This window comes from Herbaspirillum sp. NPDC101397 (assembly GCF_044767325.1).
Taxonomy (GTDB): Bacteria; Pseudomonadota; Gammaproteobacteria; order Burkholderiales; family Burkholderiaceae_D; genus Herbaspirillum.
This window is the reverse complement of sequence record NZ_JBIWNS010000003.1, coordinates 495,820-513,177: the sequence shown is the minus strand read 5'-3', so window position 1 is coordinate 513,177 and position 17,358 is coordinate 495,820. Positions and strand designations below refer to the sequence as shown.

The 17,358-nt window shown below is 62.3% G+C and carries 13 protein-coding genes; 5 read left to right on the top strand and 8 right to left on the bottom strand.

From position 1 onward, the window contains the following. Positions 1 to 33 precede the first annotated feature (33 nt). Both ACIROW_RS10225 and ACIROW_RS10220 read left to right on the top strand, forming a co-directional pair. Positions 34 to 1,194: an MFS transporter gene (locus tag ACIROW_RS10225; RefSeq protein ID WP_402274842.1), complete on the top strand. Its 1,161-nt coding sequence runs from the start codon at positions 34 to 36 to the stop codon at positions 1,192 to 1,194. 142 nt (positions 1,195 to 1,336) lie between these two features. After that, positions 1,337 to 3,973, top strand: coding sequence for a PepSY domain-containing protein (locus ACIROW_RS10220; protein WP_402274839.1), 2,637 nt, complete (start codon positions 1,337 to 1,339; stop codon positions 3,971 to 3,973). Positions 3,974 to 4,017: 44 nt separating this feature from the next. On the opposite strand, the gene ACIROW_RS10215 is transcribed toward ACIROW_RS10220, so the two are convergent. Next, positions 4,018 to 4,407: a hypothetical protein gene (locus tag ACIROW_RS10215; RefSeq protein ID WP_402274836.1), complete on the bottom strand. Its 390-nt coding sequence runs from the start codon at positions 4,405 to 4,407 to the stop codon at positions 4,018 to 4,020. A 288-nt stretch (positions 4,408 to 4,695) separates the two neighbouring features. Here ACIROW_RS10215 and cls point away from each other — a divergent pair, with 288 nt between their 5' ends. Together cls and ACIROW_RS10205 are read left to right on the top strand one after the other, a co-directional pair. Further along, a complete protein-coding gene (gene cls, locus ACIROW_RS10210) occupies positions 4,696 to 6,132 on the top strand; it encodes a cardiolipin synthase (RefSeq protein WP_402274834.1) in 1,437 nt (478 codons plus the stop codon). 36 nt (positions 6,133 to 6,168) lie between these two features. After that, complete coding sequence (locus tag ACIROW_RS10205; protein WP_402274833.1) at positions 6,169 to 7,086, top strand: hypothetical protein; 918 nt, start codon at positions 6,169 to 6,171, stop codon at positions 7,084 to 7,086. A gap of 85 nt (positions 7,087 to 7,171) precedes the next feature. Here the strand turns inward: ACIROW_RS10205 and ACIROW_RS10200 are convergent, their stop codons facing one another. The 7 genes from ACIROW_RS10200 to ACIROW_RS10170 form a co-directional block, all read right to left on the bottom strand. Next, positions 7,172 to 8,788 carry an ABC transporter substrate-binding protein gene (locus tag ACIROW_RS10200; protein WP_402274831.1) on the bottom strand — a complete coding sequence of 539 codons (1,617 nt, stop codon included), beginning with the start codon at positions 8,786 to 8,788 and terminating at the stop codon, positions 7,172 to 7,174. 133 nt (positions 8,789 to 8,921) lie between these two features. Then, complete coding sequence (locus ACIROW_RS10195; protein WP_402274829.1) at positions 8,922 to 11,141, bottom strand: putative bifunctional diguanylate cyclase/phosphodiesterase; 2,220 nt, start codon at positions 11,139 to 11,141, stop codon at positions 8,922 to 8,924. A 301-nt stretch (positions 11,142 to 11,442) separates the two neighbouring features. Continuing rightward, positions 11,443 to 11,742 carry a hypothetical protein gene (locus ACIROW_RS10190; RefSeq protein WP_402274827.1) on the bottom strand — a complete coding sequence of 100 codons (300 nt, stop codon included), beginning with the start codon at positions 11,740 to 11,742 and terminating at the stop codon, positions 11,443 to 11,445. 148 nt (positions 11,743 to 11,890) lie between these two features. Beyond that, positions 11,891 to 12,280, bottom strand: coding sequence for a response regulator (locus ACIROW_RS10185; protein WP_402274825.1), 390 nt, complete (start codon positions 12,278 to 12,280; stop codon positions 11,891 to 11,893). Next, the gene (locus ACIROW_RS10180; RefSeq protein ID WP_116436710.1) at positions 12,277 to 12,732 is read right to left on the bottom strand and encodes a response regulator; all 456 of its coding nucleotides are present in this window, start codon (positions 12,730 to 12,732) and stop codon (positions 12,277 to 12,279) included. Before ACIROW_RS10180 ends, ACIROW_RS10185 begins: the two co-directional genes overlap by 4 nt. After that, positions 12,725 to 14,374, bottom strand: coding sequence for an ATP-binding protein (locus ACIROW_RS10175; RefSeq protein ID WP_402274822.1), 1,650 nt, complete (start codon positions 14,372 to 14,374; stop codon positions 12,725 to 12,727). The genes ACIROW_RS10180 and ACIROW_RS10175 overlap by 8 nt, the downstream gene beginning before the upstream one ends. A 349-nt stretch (positions 14,375 to 14,723) precedes the next feature. After that, positions 14,724 to 16,211 carry an acetyl-CoA hydrolase/transferase family protein gene (locus ACIROW_RS10170; RefSeq protein ID WP_402274819.1) on the bottom strand — a complete coding sequence of 496 codons (1,488 nt, stop codon included), beginning with the start codon at positions 16,209 to 16,211 and terminating at the stop codon, positions 14,724 to 14,726. A 143-nt stretch (positions 16,212 to 16,354) separates the two neighbouring features. Between ACIROW_RS10170 and ACIROW_RS10165 the strand changes: the two genes are divergently transcribed. Then, entirely contained in the window at positions 16,355 to 17,275 is a 921-nt protein-coding gene (locus ACIROW_RS10165) for a LysR family transcriptional regulator (RefSeq protein ID WP_402274816.1), read from the top strand. Positions 17,276 to 17,358: the final 83 nt, after the last annotated feature.

Here is a 17,358-nt window from a genome sequence, read left to right as displayed (position 1 = left end):
CCCTCGCCTGCCTCTGCCTGAAACGCTTTATCGATGTCCCGTCCTCCTCTGCTGCAAATCATCCCGTTGGCCGCACTCACCGGCGTCGGCATGCTGGCCACCGATCTCTACCTGCCTGCGTTGCCGCATCTCGCCCACGATCTTGGCAGCGACGTGCCGGCCGTGCAGGCGACGATTTCTTCCTTCATGATTGCGCTGGCGCTGTCGCAGTTGCTGTGGGGGGCGCTGGCCGACAAGCTCGGCATGCGCAACACGCTGCTCGCCGGGGTCGCCTTGCTGGCCGCCACCGGTGTGGCGTGCGCACTGGCGACGGATGTCGACGCGCTGATCGTTTACCGCACCGTGCAAGGCATCGGCGCCGGCGCCGCCACGGTGGTGGTGCCGGTGCTGCTGCGGCGGCGCTTCGCCGATGCGGATGCCATGCGCGCAATTTCCGGGGTCAGCATCGCCGAATCGGTCATCCCCGCCGTCGCGCCGGTGATCGGCACGGGCATCCTGCTGGTGTCGGGCTGGCGCAGCAATTTCTGGCTGGTGGCAATCCTCGCGCTGGCGCTGCTGCCGTTCATCCTGAAACTGGTGCCGGGCAAGCAGGTCTTGCACGACGCCGATGAAACCGTCAGCTACGCGGTGCTGCTGAAGAATCGCGTCTACCTGCGCGACGCCGCCGTGTACGGCCTGACTTTCGGTGCGCTGGTCACCTTCGTCGCCAGCGCACCGCACCTGATCGAACAATGGAGCGGCCGCGGTCCCGGCGCCTTTGCGCTGATGCAAGTCTGCGGCGTGTCGTCCTTCATCGTCGCGGCCTCGCGCGCGGGCGCCATCGCGCATCGCTGCGGCACGTTCAAGCTGATGAACGCCGGCGCCATCGTTCAGTTGATTTCGGTGGCGGGACTGATCACGCTGGGGGTGCTGGATGAGCGCCACGTGGCGCCGCTGATCGTGTGCTGGATGCTGTTCTGCGCCGGCCTCGGCCTGCGCGGACCGTCCACCGTGACGCGCGCGCTGTCGGTGCCGAAGTCGCTGACCAGCCTGGCCTCGGGTTTCCTGATGTTCCTGGCGCTGACGCTCTCAGGCCTGGGCACGCAGATCGCCGGCTTCCTGCTGCATCGCGGCCTGCTGCCGGTGGCCTTGCTGGTGGCGGCGATGATCCTGGCCAGCATGGTGTTGCAAAAGGATGAGCCTGCGCAGAGTTGATATTGCAACAATGAGATACTTCTTGGAATAATTCTCATTCTCCAATCCTCTATAATAGAGCGCTTTAGCGAAAACGCCGTCCGCTGGCGTCGACAAGCCACGCTGCCCAGCTCGCCGACCGCCAGCCCACAAGAGAAAAACAATGTTCAAGAAAATCTGGTTCCAGGTGCACTGGTTCATCGGCATCACCGCGGGCACCGTGCTGATGTTCATCGGCGTGACCGGCGCCATCCTGTCTTTCCGCGAAGAAATTACCGACTGGCTCAATCCCGGCATCGTCCATGTGGCCGTGCGCCAACAAGCAGTGCTGACGCCGCCGCAGATCCTGGAACGCCTGCGCGCCGAGGTTCCGCATGAGCGCGTCGCCGTGCTGATCGCGTCCGTCGAACCGGGCGCCTCCGTGCGCATCAACTTCGCCCCGCCGCCGGGCGTGCGCCGCGGTGAAATGCGCTACGCCGATCCTTACACCGGCGCGCTGCTGCCGCCGCTGGCCGGTAACGAATTCTTCGAATTCACCGAACGTTTCCACCGCTGGCTGCTGCTGCCGACCGATGCCGGCAAGATCGTCGCCGGCAGCCTCTCGATGTGCCTGCTGATCCTGGCGCTGTCCGGCCTGTACATGCGCTGGCCGCGCCGCGCGCTGAACTGGCGCGCCTGGTTCAAGCTCGATTTCGGCCTCTCCGGCCGCTCCTTCCTGTGGAACCTGCACTCGGTGATCGGCACCTGGGCGCTGGTGATGTACGTCATCTTCACGACTACCGGAATGTACTGGGCGTTCGATTGGTTCAAGTCCGGCGTCAATAGCCTGGCAGGGCAGGAAGTGCGAGCGCCGCAAGCCAGACGTGAAAAGCCCAAAGACATGGGGATGGATAAAGAGAAGGAAAAAGAGAAAGCCGACAAGACTGAAGCCGCGCCGCTCGACCTCACGCTGGCGTGGAACGTGTTCCTGCGCGAAGCCGGTCCATACACGCTGGTCAACATCCGCATGTCCGACAAGACCACACAACCGGTCCAGTTCAATTACCTGTTGCCCGACGCCTCGCATGAGCGCGCCCGCAATCGCCTGAACGTGCTGCCGCAGACCGGCGACATCAAACTCAATGAACGCTTCGCCGACAAGGACGCAGGCGGCCTGTTCATCGGCGCGATCTATCCGCTGCACATGGGCACCTACTTCGGTATGCCCGGTCGCATCGTGATGACGATTGCCGCGCTGATCATGCCGTTGTTCGGCATCACCGGCTGGATGCTGTACCTCGACCGCCGCCGCAAGAAGCGTGCGGTGCGCGCCGAACGCGCCCTGCTGGACCGCAGCCGCGAGGCGGTCATCAGCAGCCCCGGCGGCGCCACCGCCGGCAGCAAGGAAAGCAAGGAAGGAATATTGCTGGCCTACGCCACGCAAGCGGGTCAAGCCGAACGCATCGCGCTGCACACCGCCGCCGCGCTGCAAAAGGCCGGCGTCGCCGTCACCGTGCAATCGCTGGCCACGCTCGATCCGGAACGCCTGCGCCACTTCCATCGTGCACTGTTCGTGGTGAGCACCTTCGGCGAAGGCGAACCGCCCGACGGCGCACGTCGCTTCGCGCGGCAACTTGCGCAACCGCCGGGCAACGCCCTGGCCCACGTGCAATTCGGCTTGCTGGCGCTGGGTGATCGCCATTATGAAAAATTCTGCGGCTTCGGCCACAGCCTCGATCACTGGCTCCGCAGCCAGGGCGCGCAGGCGTTCTTCCCAATGATCGAAGTCGACGATGGCGCCCCTACTGCGCCGGCCGCACTAGCTGCCTGGCAACGTGAACTCGCGGTGCTGACCGGCGGCGCACCGCTGGAAGAAGCCGCACCCGCACCGGCCGAGGCGTCCTACGCCGGCTGGATCCTGCGCGAACGCAAGCTGCTCAATCCGGGCAGCGCAGGCCAGGGCATCTATCACCTGGAATTCGACGCGCCCGCCGACAGCAACGCGCAATGGCAATCCGGTGCGCTGGCGGAAATCCTGCCGCGCCATGCGTCCGACCGCGTCGCGCTGTTCCTCCGCCGCACCGGCCTTGACGGCGACGTCGTGGTTCGTCATCAGGACATCACGCGCACGCTGGCCGAAGCGCTCTCGTGCAGCGTGCTGCCGGTTGCAAAATCCGCTCCCGGCCTGACGCCGCAAGCCCTGGCCGACAGCCTGCAGCCGTTGGCGTCGCGACGCTATTCGGTGGCCTCGGTGCAGGATGACGAACGGGTTCACCTGCTGGTGCGCCAGGTCGCGCACGAAGACGGCTTCGGCCTGGCCTCGGGCTGGCTGACGGAATACGCGCCGCTGGGCAGCGCCATCGACTTGCGCCTGCTGGAAAACAGCAACTTCGCGCTGGCGCCCGAACCGACCCCGGCCATCTTCATCGGCAACGGTTCCGGCCTGGCCGGTTTGCGCGGCCATCTGCGCGCCCGCATCGCCGGCGGCCAGCGCCGCAACTGGCTGCTGTTCGGCGAACGTCACCGCGCCCACGATTTCCTCTATCGCGAAGAGATCGAACAATGGATGCAGGACGACATGCTCAGCCGCGTCGACATCGCGTTCTCGCGCGACCAGGCCGAGCGCGTCTACGTGCAGGACAAGTTGCGCCAGGCCGCCGATACGCTCAAGGCCTGGCTCGACGAAGGCGCGGTGCTGTATGTCTGCGGCAGCCTGGAAGGCATGGCCGCCGGCGTCGACGCCGCGCTGACCGACCTGCTCGGCGAAGCGGCACTGGAAGACCTCATCGCCCAGGGCCGCTATCGCCGCGACGTCTACTGACCGTAATTTTCAAGCTTGCCGCAAGCCGAACTCGTTTGCATGACCTACGCTTGCCGCAAGCCGAACTCGGCTTGCGGCAACGCCCACATCACCGCATCCATCACCATCGGCACCGCCTCCGCCTGTACGCACAGACACAGACACATGCGGCGCGCATGGTCCAGCGGCGACATGCGCATGAAGCAGACGCAATGCCCGCAACTCTGCATCACCACTTCGCGCAAGTGCGTCACCTCTTCGCGCGTCACCGTGATGTGCATCAGGCGTTCGCGCTGTTTGGGCAAGGTCAGCGTCTTGCGCGGTCCGGGGCGCGACGGCTCGTTGGGCTGCGGTTGCGGTTCCGCCGGCGTAGACGGCAGCAAGGACGGCAAGACTTCCGGGAACAGCAATCGCGTGAACGCGGACGAGCGTTTTCTCCAGACCATGGGGGGCATAGCGGACCTGCTTTCGTGTCGTGAATAACAGCGCCAGATTAGTCTCCGCCGCATAAAGAAGTCCTAAAAAGAAACACGGTCCGAATAAACAAAAAGTAAAAAACCGCACGCTGCGCCGCCGCAACCCGGCCTCCGGCTCCTCGTGCGCGTAGGCAGTCCTCTCGTTTTCGTGTAGGACAGCGCCGATTCCTGCCCAGAACGTGGCATTCACGCTGCAAACCGGTTTTCTCGCGGCATATACTCCGAATGACATTGTCGGATCCCCGACCATCGCCTTGCAGGACAGTCATGACTACACAAAAAAATCACGTGATTTTCAACAAAAGCATCATCCCGATCGCACGGCTCCACAGCCTGCTCCTGGGTGCCGTCGCTGTCGTGGCGCTGGCCGCATGCAGTTCGCTGCCACGCGTCGTTCCCGACATGGACACCCAGTCGGCCAAGGTCATCCAGATCAAGGGCGGACGCGGCATCCTCACTCCCGAGCAAAGCAAGGCGGTGCTCGACAAGTTCAAGGATTCCAACCAGGACAACCTGATCCTCGAGAAGCACCTCGCGATCGAACAAGCCATCACCGGCTCGCCGCTGGTGGCCGGCAACAAGGTCACGCTGCTGATCGACGGTCCGGCCACCTACGCCTCGATGTTTGCCGCCATTCGCGAGGCGCGCGACCACGTCAACATGGAAACCTACATCTTTGAAGATGACGAGGCCGGCAAGCAGTTCGCCGACCTGCTGATCGACCGGCAGAAGCACGGCGTCCAGGTCAACCTGATGTACGACAGCGTCGGCACGCTCAGCACGCCGCGCGAATTCTTCCAGCCGATGATCGATGCCGGCATCCAGGTGCTGGAATTCAACCCGGTCAATCCGGCGCAGGCGCGCAAGGGTTGGGAAGTCAACCAGCGCGACCACCGCAAATTGCTGATCGTCGACGGCAAGACCGCCTTCGTCGGCGGCATCAACGTCAGCAGCGTGTATTCCAGCGGCTCGTTCCGCAAGCGCAAGCCGAAGGAAGGCGACGACGCCAACACGGTGCCGTGGCGCGACACCCAGGTGCGCATGGACGGCCCGGTGGTGGCTGAATTCCAGAAGATGTTCATCGACACCTGGGAAAAGCAGCATGGTCCCAAGCTCGCCGAAAAGAACTACTACCCCAAGGTCGACAACAAGGGACCTGACATCGTGCGCGGCATCGGCAGCGCCCCGGAAGATCCTTACAGCGTGATCTACGCCACCTTCATCTCGGCCATCCAGCACGCCGAATCCAAGGTCTATCTGACCAACGCCTACTTCATCCCCGATCCGCAACTGCGTGATGCCTTGAAGGATGCGGTCAAGCGCGGCGTCGATGTGCGCTTGGTGTTGCCGAGCAAGAGCGATTCGAAACTGGTGCTGTACGCCTCGCGGTCGTTCTATAGCGAGCTGCTGGAAGGCGGCGTCAAGATCTACGAGCGCCAGGATGCGCTGCTGCATTCCAAGACCGCGATGATCGACGGCGTCTGGTCGACCATCGGCTCGACCAACCTCGACTGGCGCAGCTTCATCTACAACCAGGAAATCAACGCCGTCATCCTCGGTCCGCAATTCGGTGCACAGATGCAGGCCATGTTCGACCGCGACATCGATGCATCGAAGGAAATCACGCTGGAAGCCTGGAAGGACCGCCCGATCAGCGACCGCATGAAGGAATTCGGCGCCGGACTGTGGGCGCGCTGGCTGTAACGGCGCCAGATTGTTAAAGAAAGACAGGAGATCCGTATGCAACAACCCATCTCACGACAATTGACGCAGAGCCTGCGCGCCGTCATTACGGCTACCGTCGTGGCTACATTGCTGGCGGTGTCGCTGGCGGTGTGCGCCTCGGCCATCGCAGCCGAGCCGCCGGGTGGCGCCGGCTTGCAGGAAAGGTACCAGGCGCTGCAGCCGCAATTGACCAACAACCAATTTTCACGCCCGCTGTATATCAACTCGACCGAGAGCTCGTCCAGCATCAAGGGCGACATCTACGCCGTGGTCGATTATCCGTTTTCCCAGGTGCGCGCATCGCTGACCACACCGGCGCATTGGTGCGACGTCCTGATCCTGCATCTCAACACCAAATACTGCCGTCCCGGTCCCGGCCAGAATCCTGCGACGCTGAGCATGCGTGTCGGCAAGAAGCATGATCAGGCCATTGACGACGCCTATCGGATCGACTTCAACTACCGCGTGCCGTCCAATGGCGACGACTACTTCGACGTGCGCCTGGCCGCCGACAAGGGCCCACTCGACACGCGCGACTATCGTATCCAGTTGGAAGCGGTGCCGCTCGGAGACGGCCGCAGCTTCCTGCACCTGACTTATTCGTATTCGTTCGGGCTGGCCAGCCGCGTGGCGCTGCGCGCCTATCTCGCCACCGCCGGCAGCGACAAAGTCGGCTTCACACAGGACAAGTCAGACAAGAGCGGCTACGTCGGCGGCATGCGCGGCACGGTCGAGCGCAACACGATGCGTTACTACCTCGCCATCGACGCCTTCCTGAGCGGGCTGGCGACGCCTCAGTCGCAGCAACTTGAGCAACGGCTGCAAACCTGGTTCAGCGCCACCGAACGCTATCCGCGCCAACTGCATGAAGTCGACAAGAACGAGTATCTCGCCATGAAACGCAAGGAATATGCACGGCAGAACACGGAATAAGACGGCATTGCAGTGATGCGGTGAACGTAAAAAAGCCGGCCCTTCGAGGCCGGCTTTTTCATGGCGCGTTGGCGGATCCCGACCTTCAGTCGAAATACAGATCCGCAAAACTGCCGCGCAGACCTTCCGCCGTCGGTGCGTAATTCTTCACCTTCTTCGCCGCAATCGTGATGCTTGGATTGGCGCCGAATTCAATCGACGGAATATCGTCATGCACCACCTTCTGAAAATCCAGGAACAGCTGGCGACGCTTGGCTTCGTCGATTTCCACCGAGGCTGCTTCGAGCAGGCGATCGGCTTCCGGATTGACGTAGTGCGGCGCGTTCGAGAACGGCAAGCCGACCTTGTAGTTCTTGGACCAGAACACGCGCTGCACGCCCACGGTCGGATCGAACACGTTGGCCAGCGCTTCCAGCGTCAGGTCGAAAGCACGTTCGGTATAGGCCTTGGTGACATAGGTGCCGAAGTCATAGTTCTCGATGTTGGCGTCGATGCCGATGCGGCTCAGAGACTGGCGCACGAAGTCGGCTGCACGGCGCTCCTGGAACGGGTTGTACAACAGACGCAGGCGGAAACGGATGCCGTCGGCGCCGCGTTTCAAACCGGCTGCATCGAGCGCGGCTTCAGCTTCCTTCGGGCTGTACGGGAAGTACTTGATGTCTGGATTGTGGTACCTGGTGTTGAGCGTGCCGATCACCGATGCAGAGACCTTGCCGTAGCCGTACCAGACCACCTTGTTGAGCGCATTGACGTCGATCGCCTGCGAGATCGCTCGGCGCACTTCGATCTTTTGCAGCACCGGTGTGTCGAGGTTGAAATACAGCTGCTGCTGCAAACCGATGTAGGCCCAGTTGGTGGTGTCTACGGTGATCTTCGGCAGCTTGCTGAAACGCGCGACGTCGGACAGCGGGATCGCCTGGCCGCCCAGATCGGCGGCGCCCGACTCCAGCGCGGCGGCGCGCGCCAGCGCATCAGGGATAAAGCGCACGACTACCTTGTCGAGATAAGGCTTGGGCTTGTCCCAGTAGTTCGGATTGCGTTCCAGGACGATGTGGCTGCCCTTGACGAATTCCTTGAAGATGAACGGACCAGTGCCGACCGGCGCGCTGTTGTACTTGCTGTTGAGAATGTCGGTCTTGTCGTAGAGGTGTTTGGGCACAATCGGCGACTCGGCGCCGGCCAGTGCGGTCAGCAGTGTCGGCGACGGCTTCGACAGCACAATCACGGCGGTGAAGGGATCGGGCGTCTGCACCTCGGTGACGTTGGCGAAGGTGGCGCGACCGCGCGGATGCACGACTTTCAGCGTCAGGATCGAGAACGCCACGTCGGCCGAAGTGAAGTCCTTGCCGTCATGCCATTTGACGCCGTGGCGCAGGTTGAAGCGGTATTGCAGGCCGTCCTTGCTGATCGACCACGAGGTCGCCAGCAGCGGCTTGGGATTGAGGTTGAAATCGTAGGTCAGCAAACCTTCGACGATCTTCGGACCGAGTTCGGTATTGCCGCCGGCCGTGGTGGTCAGCGGCAGGATCGACGACGGCTCCGGCGTGACGATCCAGTTCAGCGTGCCGCCATGCTTAGGCTCAGCCGCACCGGCCTGGCCTGCGCCGGCCAGCGCTGCCAGAACGCCTGCCGCCAGTGCGGCAACGATTTTGCGTATCCCCTTGCGCGTCCTTGTTTTTGTTGCAGTTCCCCACGTATTCATGCCATCCCCGAGCGTTAGTGTTCACTAAAACACGCCATCTTAAAAACCGGGGAAGCCAGGGTCAACGAACAAAAAAGAGTTTGCTTACTCGTTTCGGTTCGTTGCTGCGGGAAGAATGGAAGAGGTAAGTGTTTCAGGTCTCGGCTTGCTCACCGCCCAGATACCAGCGCTGCTCGATTTCTCCGGCCGTCAGCGGTTGCGAATGCAGGTAGCCCTGCACCATGTCGCAACCGGCTGCGCGCAGGAAGTCATGCTGCTCCTGCGACTCGACGCCTTCGGCGACCACCTTCAGGTGCAGCTTGTGAGCAATGGCGATGATGGCCTCGGTGATGGCGACGTCGTCGGCGTCGGCCGGGATGCCCTTCACGAAACTGCGGTCGATCTTGAGCGTATCGAGCGGATACTGCTTAAGGCTGGCCAGCGACGAATAGCCGGTGCCGAAGTCATCCACCGAAATCGTCACGCCCAGTTCGCGCATGCGTTTGAGCAGCATCACCGCGTCCTCAGGATTCTGCATGATCGCGCCTTCGGTGATTTCCAACTCGAGCATCGCCGACGGCAGGCCGCTCTGGTCGAGCGCGTTGTCGATGGTGGCGAGCAGGTCGTCCGAAGAGAATTGGCGCGGCGACAGGTTCACTGCAATGCGACCGAACTGATAGCCGCGATCCAGCCAGGCCTTGCCCTGGCGGCAGGCTTCGCGCAATACCCAGGCGCCCAACGGCACGATCAGGCCGGTCTGCTCGGCCAGCGTGATGAACATGCCCGGCGCCACCAGTCCACGCGTCGGATGACGCCAGCGGATCAGTGCCTCGGCGCCGCAGATGGCGCCGTCCTGCGCCGAAAACTGCGGCTGGTAATACAGTTCGAATTCCTTGCGTTCGATGGCGTGACGCAGGCTGTTCTCGAGCAGCATCTGCTCGAGCGCGCGATTGCTCATTTCCTTGTTGAACAGCTGGAACGCATTCTTGCCGCGATCCTTGGCGTGGTACATCGCGATGTCGGCATTCTTGAGCAACGTGATGGCGTCCTCGCCGTGCTCCGGATAGGCCGCGCTGCCGATGCTGGCGCTGATGAACATCTCGTGGCCGTTGATCGTGAACGGCTGCAGGATGCTGTTGATCAGGCGCTGCGCAATCGCGGCAATCATGGCCGACGGCGGCGAGCCGCCCAGCACCACGACGAATTCGTCGCCGCCGAAGCGCGCCAGCACGTCGTCCGGCCGCAGCTGCTCGCGCAATCGTTCCGCCGCGGCCACCAGCAACTGATCGCCGGCATGATGCCCAAGCGTGTCGTTGACGGTCTTGAAGCGATCGAGGTCGACGAAGAACAAGGCCAGCGTCTCGCCGGCCGCCTGCGCCGCTTCAATCTGCTGGGCAAAAATGCGCATCAGGCTGCTGCGGTTGAGCAAGCCGGTCAGGCTGTCGTGGTCGGCCAGGAAGGCCAGTTTAGTTTCGGCTTCCTTGCGAATTGTGTTGTCGGTGAACACGCCGACGTAATTGCTGATGCCGCCGTGGTTGTCGCGTATCGCCGAGATCGACAGCCAGGCCGGATACCAGCTGCCGTCCTTGCGCCGGTCCTTCATTTCGCCCTGCCAGTGCCCGTCGTGCGCCAGCCGCTCCAGCATGCCGCGGTTGATTTCAGCCTGGGCGCCGGGACCGGTCATCATGCGCGAACGCTTGTCCATCGCTTCTTCCGGACGATAGCCGGTGATCCGCGTGAAAGCAGGATTGACTGCCAGGATGCGGAACTCGGCATCGGTGATCAGGATGCCTTCGCTGGTCGATTCGAAGACGCGGTCGGCCATGCGCGACTGCCATTCGGACTGCACCTGCTTGTTGACGTCGAGCGCGGTTTCGACCAGCGCGATGCCGCCTTCGTGCGGGCAGATGCTGCCATGCACCTCCACCCAGTGACGGGTGCCGTCGCGGCGCAGGATGCGGTAGGCGTATTGAACGGTGGCGACGCCGCCTTGCAGGCGCGACTGCATGTTTTCCTGCAGCAGCGCCAGGTCTTCCGGTGCGGTCAGGCTCGCCACCGGCATGCCGACCAGCTCGGCGCCGTGCTGGTAGCCGAGCATGGCGGCCATCTTGTCGTTGGCGTGCAGCACGGTGCCGTCGTTGCGCAACATGTAGACGCCGACCAAAGACTGTTCGGAAAAGTGTCGCAGGCTGCGTTCGAGCTCGGCCGACGGTGCGCGCACCTGCTGCTGGTACAGGCTGGCGTAGGCATGCGTGCGCAGATGCGTTGCCTGCGCCACGTGCGCAAGGTGCGTCGTGCGCGTCGTCGGCGAACGGCGATAGCGCGCCTGAATGGCGACGAACGCATTCGATAGTCGTCTCTGCAAAGCTCTCAAGCTGATTCCCGTATCAGGCCATGCCCCGACCTGTCCCGGTCAGGTGGCGCAGCCTGTGTCTCCAATGATTGTTGTTCTGAGCCCCTTCCCGAGACGGAAGAGGGCCGACCGCTCGTCCCGGTCGATCGTCGCGATCATGGCGCGTTATCTGTTTACAGTGCGCTGGTCGCTGAGGTAGCAGCGGACGCCCGGCGCTTTTTTGCGCAAACGTAGATTAGCACGACGGCAACTCTTGACTGTTGATTTGCCGTGAAAATATCAGGCCCAGCTTACGTGCGGCTTGCGGCGTTGCCGCAGGACACTATTGAGCTTGAGCGGCCGGGGCGGCCTGAGGGGGAAGCGCTTGCTGCAACTCGTCCAGCGTCAACGCGATGTACGGCACCAGGCCGGGCTGCGCCATGCGCTTCTTGACGGCTTCCGCGATGCGCGCACGATGTTCGCTGTAGAGCGCCACGATATTGTTGCTGGTCAGCCCGCCGATGGAAATCAGCGCGGCGCGGGTCACGAAACCCGGCAGCATCGTGCCGTTGTTGCGGATGATGAAGGTCACGCGGTCGTCGCCGGTGTCCCTGGGGCTTTCAAGCAAAAACTGTTTCGACATGCCGGTTCAATGGACTTGTTTCTGAGGGTCGGAATCGTACCATGACAGACCTGCACGCAGCAGCCGGTAACCGTGCAAAAAAGTGCATTGGCCTGCGCACGGGAGACGAGCACCCGGCGGCACAGCCGATCGATCTGCAGCAAGCAGGCTAATCCTGCGGCCGGCTGTCCAGGACCTGCTGCACCACATCCGGCAATTCATCCAGATAATCCTGCGACTTCGGCAGCACATGAGCGATTCCGCAGCGCAAGGCTTCGCCGAAATGAGCATCGTCCGAAAATCCGCTGCACATCACTGCGGGAATCCGCACACCCTCTTCGCACAGCTCGTTGTAGAAGTCGAGTCCGCTCATGTTCTCGTCGAGCTGGTAATCGATCACCAGCAGGTCGAAGGCGCCGTCGCGCAACAGGCTGCGCGCCTGCGCGATGCTGCCGGCGCTGCCAACCTTGAAGCCGCGTTTTTCCAGACGACGGCGCGCCAGCATGCGCAGGCCCTCATCGTCTTCGATAATCAGAATGGCAGGTTCGGATGCAGTCATGCAGCACCGCGCCCGACCGGAGGCACCTTGATGATCTGCAGGAAGAAACCGAGGCGGCGCACTGCTTCGATGAAGGCTTCGTACTCCACCGGCTTGGTGATGTAGAGATTGCAGCCGTAGTCGTAGCAGCGCTCGATCTCGCGCGGATCGTCGGTAGTGGTCAGCATGATGATCGGGATGGCCGAGGTAATGTCATTTTCCTTGAGCTTTTTCAACACGTCGACGCCACTCACGCGCGGCATGTTGACGTCCAGCAGGACCACCAGCGACTCGAACTTTTCCCGTGCCGGCGAACCCTCGGCGTTGAAGAAATAATCCAGCGCTTCCTGGCCGTCCTTCAGGCGCAGGAAACCGTTGGACAAGCCTGCGCGACGCAGGTTTTTTTCCACCAGCAAGGCGTGGCCGTCATCGTCCTCGACCAGCAGGATGCCTACTTCGTCTTTGTCAGCCATGAGCTTTTTCTCCTTGAGCCAATTGGGTTGCGGGCTGCAGTGCTTGTTGGGGTTGCTGGGCCGGCTGCACCGGCAGTGACGTGTAGAAGGTGGTGCCCACGCCTTCGGTCGATTCGACCCAGATCTTGCCGCCGTGGCGCAGAACGATGCGCTTGATCAGGGCCAGGCCGACGCCCTCGCCCTGGGCGACGTCCGCATGCAGCCGGTGGAAAGCGGAAAACATCTTGCCCAGATAATCAGCCGGAATGCCGAGACCGTTGTCGCGCACGAAGTAGGTGCGAAACGCCGGCTGCCCCGGATCCGGCGGCAGCACACCGATCTCGACCGTGCCGGCGCGCTTGGGATCGAGGTAGTTGACGGCGTTGCCGATCAGGTTGCCGAAGATCTGTTCAATCGCGGTAGGGTCGCCATAGCACGGCGGCAGCGGCTGCGACACCACCAGCGCCTGCCGTTCGCGGATGGTGTTGCTCATGGCGTCAATCACGCGCGCAACGACTTCGTTGACGTTGGTCTCCTGCGATTGGTACTCCACGCGCCCCACGCGCGACAGCCGCAACATGGCGTCGATGATCGCGGCCGAACGCGTCACCGCCGTGCGGATGAAGCGCAGCGATACTTCGACGTCATCTTCGATGATGTCGCGGATGCGCTGCTTGTCCTTGTCGTTGAGGTCGCTGGCGTCAATGGTCTCGTGCAGCTCGCCGACCGAATGATGCAACTCCTTGCTGAAGCCCTGCAGGTTGACCAGCGGCGAGCGCAGATCATGTGATACGCTGTAAATGAACATCTCGTTGTCCTGCGTCTGGCGCTGCAGGTCTTCGTTGACGGTGGTCAGCTCGCGCGCATGGTGCTCAAGCTCTTCACGGTAAACGCGCGCGGCTTCCTCGGCCTGGCGCAGGCGCGCGCTGCTCTCGTGCAGCACCTTGTCGAGTTCGGTGATTTCATCGTTGCCGCCGACGCGCTGGGCCAGCACGCCGCCTTCGGTCAGCTTGTGGGCATTGCCCGTCAGCACGGCCAGCCGACCGCCGACGTCACGGCTGAAAATCCGCGCCGCCAGCGCTGCCGCCAGCACCGCACCGAGCAAGGCGATCACCAATGCAATGTTCTGCATGAGCCGTGCCTCGGACACCGCTTTCAGCCGCTGCTGATCCAGGTTTTCTTCTATCTTGATGAAGTCGACCAGTTGCCGCTGGATCACCTGGATCAGCCGCAAGGCATTGGGGTCCCGCAAGGCGGCCACCAGTTCATCGCGTTTGTTGTTCTTGAGCAGCTCGGTCTGGATGTCGGTCCACTGCCGGTATTCCTGCACCGAGGTGCCGATCTGCGCCACCCGCCGCAATTGCTCAACGTTGTCGCCCACCAGCCCGCGCAGTTCGCCGAGCTCCTTTTCGATGCTGTCCCACAGGTCGTTTTTCTCAAGCCCGGCCGGGTCGTTGAGGATAATGGCCGCGCGCAGGCGCGCCGATTGCAGCAGCACGGGCTCACGCACTTCCGCAGCCTGGATGATGACGTCCTTGGTATGCAAGGCCCAGACTTCGGCCTGCGTGGCGTTCTCCTGGCTCTTGTACAGGATCCCCAGCAAGCCAAGCTCGAATATGCCGGGAATAGCAACCAGCAGCAGGCCTTTTCTGAATAGCTTCATAAACGGCTTCTCTCTCCGGAAAAACACGTCAGCAACAATCGGTACATCCCCGCGACGCAGTGACCTGCGCCGTACTGTTTTGCTCTTTGCTTTTTTGCTATCGGCTCGTTCTTGTTGTTTGTTTCTTGCCCGACATGCATCGGACGACTTGTATTGACGTTACTAAAAGTTACGTTGGTGTCAACAAAGTTATTTATTGGCAATCGTCTCACAAACGATTTCAAATCGCCATGATTTTTTAGAGGCGCCACAGGGAATTCCCGCCGGTGCGGCTACAGCTGGCGCATGAATTTTTTTGATGCGTTGTTTAATTTTTAATTACATAAAAAAATGACAACATCAAGGCAGCTCAGCGACGCCGCATGGTTTTGTCATTTTTATAACGCTCATGCCACGACAAGGCTTCGGCGAGCAGATGCGGTGTATGTCCGCCGGCGCGACAGGCGCGCGCAAAGTAGTCGTGCAAGGCCGGACGATAATCGGGATGCGCGCAATGCTCGATGATCAGCGGCGCCCGTTCGCGCGGCGCCAGGCCGCGCAGGTCGGCCAGGCCGAATTCCGTGACCAGCACGTCGACGTCGTGCTCGGTGTGATCGACGTGCGACACCATCGGCACCACGCTGGAAATGGTCCCGCCTTTGGCCGCAGCCTTGCTCACGAAAATCGACAACTGGCCGTTGCGCGCGAAGTCGCCCGAGCCGCCGATGCCGTTCATCATGTGGGTGCCGCCGACGTGCGTCGAGTTGACGTTGCCGTAGAGATCGAATTCAAGTGCGGTGTTGAGCGCAATGATGCCAAGCCGACGCACCAGCTCGGGATGATTGCTGATCTCTTGCGGACGCAGCACGATGCGCGAGCGGTAATGGTCGAGATTGCGCATGAACTTCTCGTTCATTGCCGATGACAGCGTGATCGACGACGCCGAGGCGAAGCGCAGCTGGCCCGAATCGAGCAGTTCGATCGCGCTGTCCTGCAGCACTTCGGAATACATCGTGAGGTTGCGGAACGACGATTGCGTCAGCCCGTGCAGCACGGCGTTGGCGATGGTGCCGATGCCGGCCTGCAGCGGCGCCAGTTCTTCGCCCATGCGCCCGGCCGCGACTTCTTCTTCGAGGAAGCGGATCACGTGAGCGGCGATGGCGTTGGTCTCAGCATCGGGCGGCAACACGCTGGACGGACTGTCAGGCGTATCGGTGATGACGATGGCGGCGATGCGAGCCGGGTCGAACGGAATGGCGTCGCGGCCGATGCGCTGCTCGGGACTGGTCAGCGGAATCGGTCGACGTCCGGGCCGTACCTGCGGCAAATAAATGTCGTGCAAGCCGGCCAGCGCCATCGGCACGCTGGTGTTGAGCTCGATGACGATCGACCTGGCTTGCTCGACGAAACTGGCGGAATTGCCGACCGACATGGTTGGGATGATGCCTTTGTCGGTGATCGCCGCCGCTTCGATCACGGCGATGTCTATCGGCGCCGGGATGCCGCTGCGCAACTGCTCGGCGGTTTCCGACAGGTGCTGGTCGATGAACATGACCTCGCCGGCGTTGATCTTGCGCCGTAGCGTCGCATCCACCTGAAACGGCATGCGCCGCGCCAGCAAGCCTGCCTCGGCCATCAGTCCATCGCTGTCGTTGCCCAGCGAGGCACCGGTGATCAAAGTGAAGCGCAACGCTTCGCCGCGGGCGCGCTCGGCCAGCGCGCGCGGGATTGCTTTGGCATCGCCGGCACGCGTGAAGCCGCTCATGCCGATGGTCATGCCGGTACGGAACAGGCTCGCAGCTTCGGTGGCGGACATGACTTTGCCGGCCAGTGCCGGCGGAATACGTTCGGAATGCATCTGGTTCTCCTGCTCGATTCTGGAAAGACAGAACGGATTTCTGCTCTCATTTTTTCGACCAGTATAGAATCGGCGATTCATGCACTGTATGATTTAAACTCCGCTCAACCAGTCGTTTTTCGCATACCTGATCCGGCCATCCCATGGACATTCGCGCCCTGCGTTACTTTTCAGAAACCGTCCGGCTCAACAGCTTCAGCCGTGCCGCCGACGCCCTGCACGTGACGCAGTCGACGGTCAGCAAGATGGTGCGCCAGCTGGAAGACGAAATCGGCGCGCCGCTGCTGATCCGCGCCGGGCGCAGCCTGCAGCTGACCGACACCGGGCGCGTCGTGTATGAACAGGCGCAGCAGATCCTGGCGGGCGTGCAGCGCCTCAACACCGAAGTCCTCAACACCCGCAACCTGCGCCAGGGCCATCTGGAGATCGGCATCCCGCCGATGGTGAACATCCTCTGCACGCCGGTGTTGAAGGCCTTCCGCGAACGCCATCCCGACATCGCCATCACGCTGCTGGAAGACACCGGTCCGCAGATCGAGCAGCGCGTCGCCGCCGGCACGCTGGAAATCGGCATGACGGTGCTGCCCATCGCGCCCGAGCTGGAGCTGGAAATGACGCCGGTGGCGGCCTATCCGATCTGGGCCGTGGCGCAGGCCGGGCGCTTCCAGAAAAACCGCAGCACGCTGCCCTGCAAGGCCCTCAAGGACATGCCGCTGGTGCTGCTGAACAACGAGTTCGGCCTCACCCGCACCTTGCGCAACATGTTTCGCGACACCGGCATCGCGCCCGAAGTGGCGGCCCAGAGCGGCCAATGGGACTGGCTGGTGGCCATGGCGCTGGCCGGCATGGGCGTGGCGCTGCTGCCGGAACCCTTTGTCCACCGGTTGGCCACCGACCAGTTGCAATCGGTGCGACTGGCCGAACCCGAGGTGCAATGGCAAGTGGCCTACGTCACCCGCGGCGGCTATCTGTCGCATGCGGCACGCGCCTGGCTGGCGCTGAGCGAGGAATTGTTCGCCGGCGGTCCGCCTGTTGCGGGCAAGAAAGCCGTCAAAGGTGCATGAAAATTCCGACTGCATTTGCCGAAATTAAGTCATACCGGCAATAGCGGCGTTTTCTATACTGGGGCCTTCCCTTATCCAGTGCC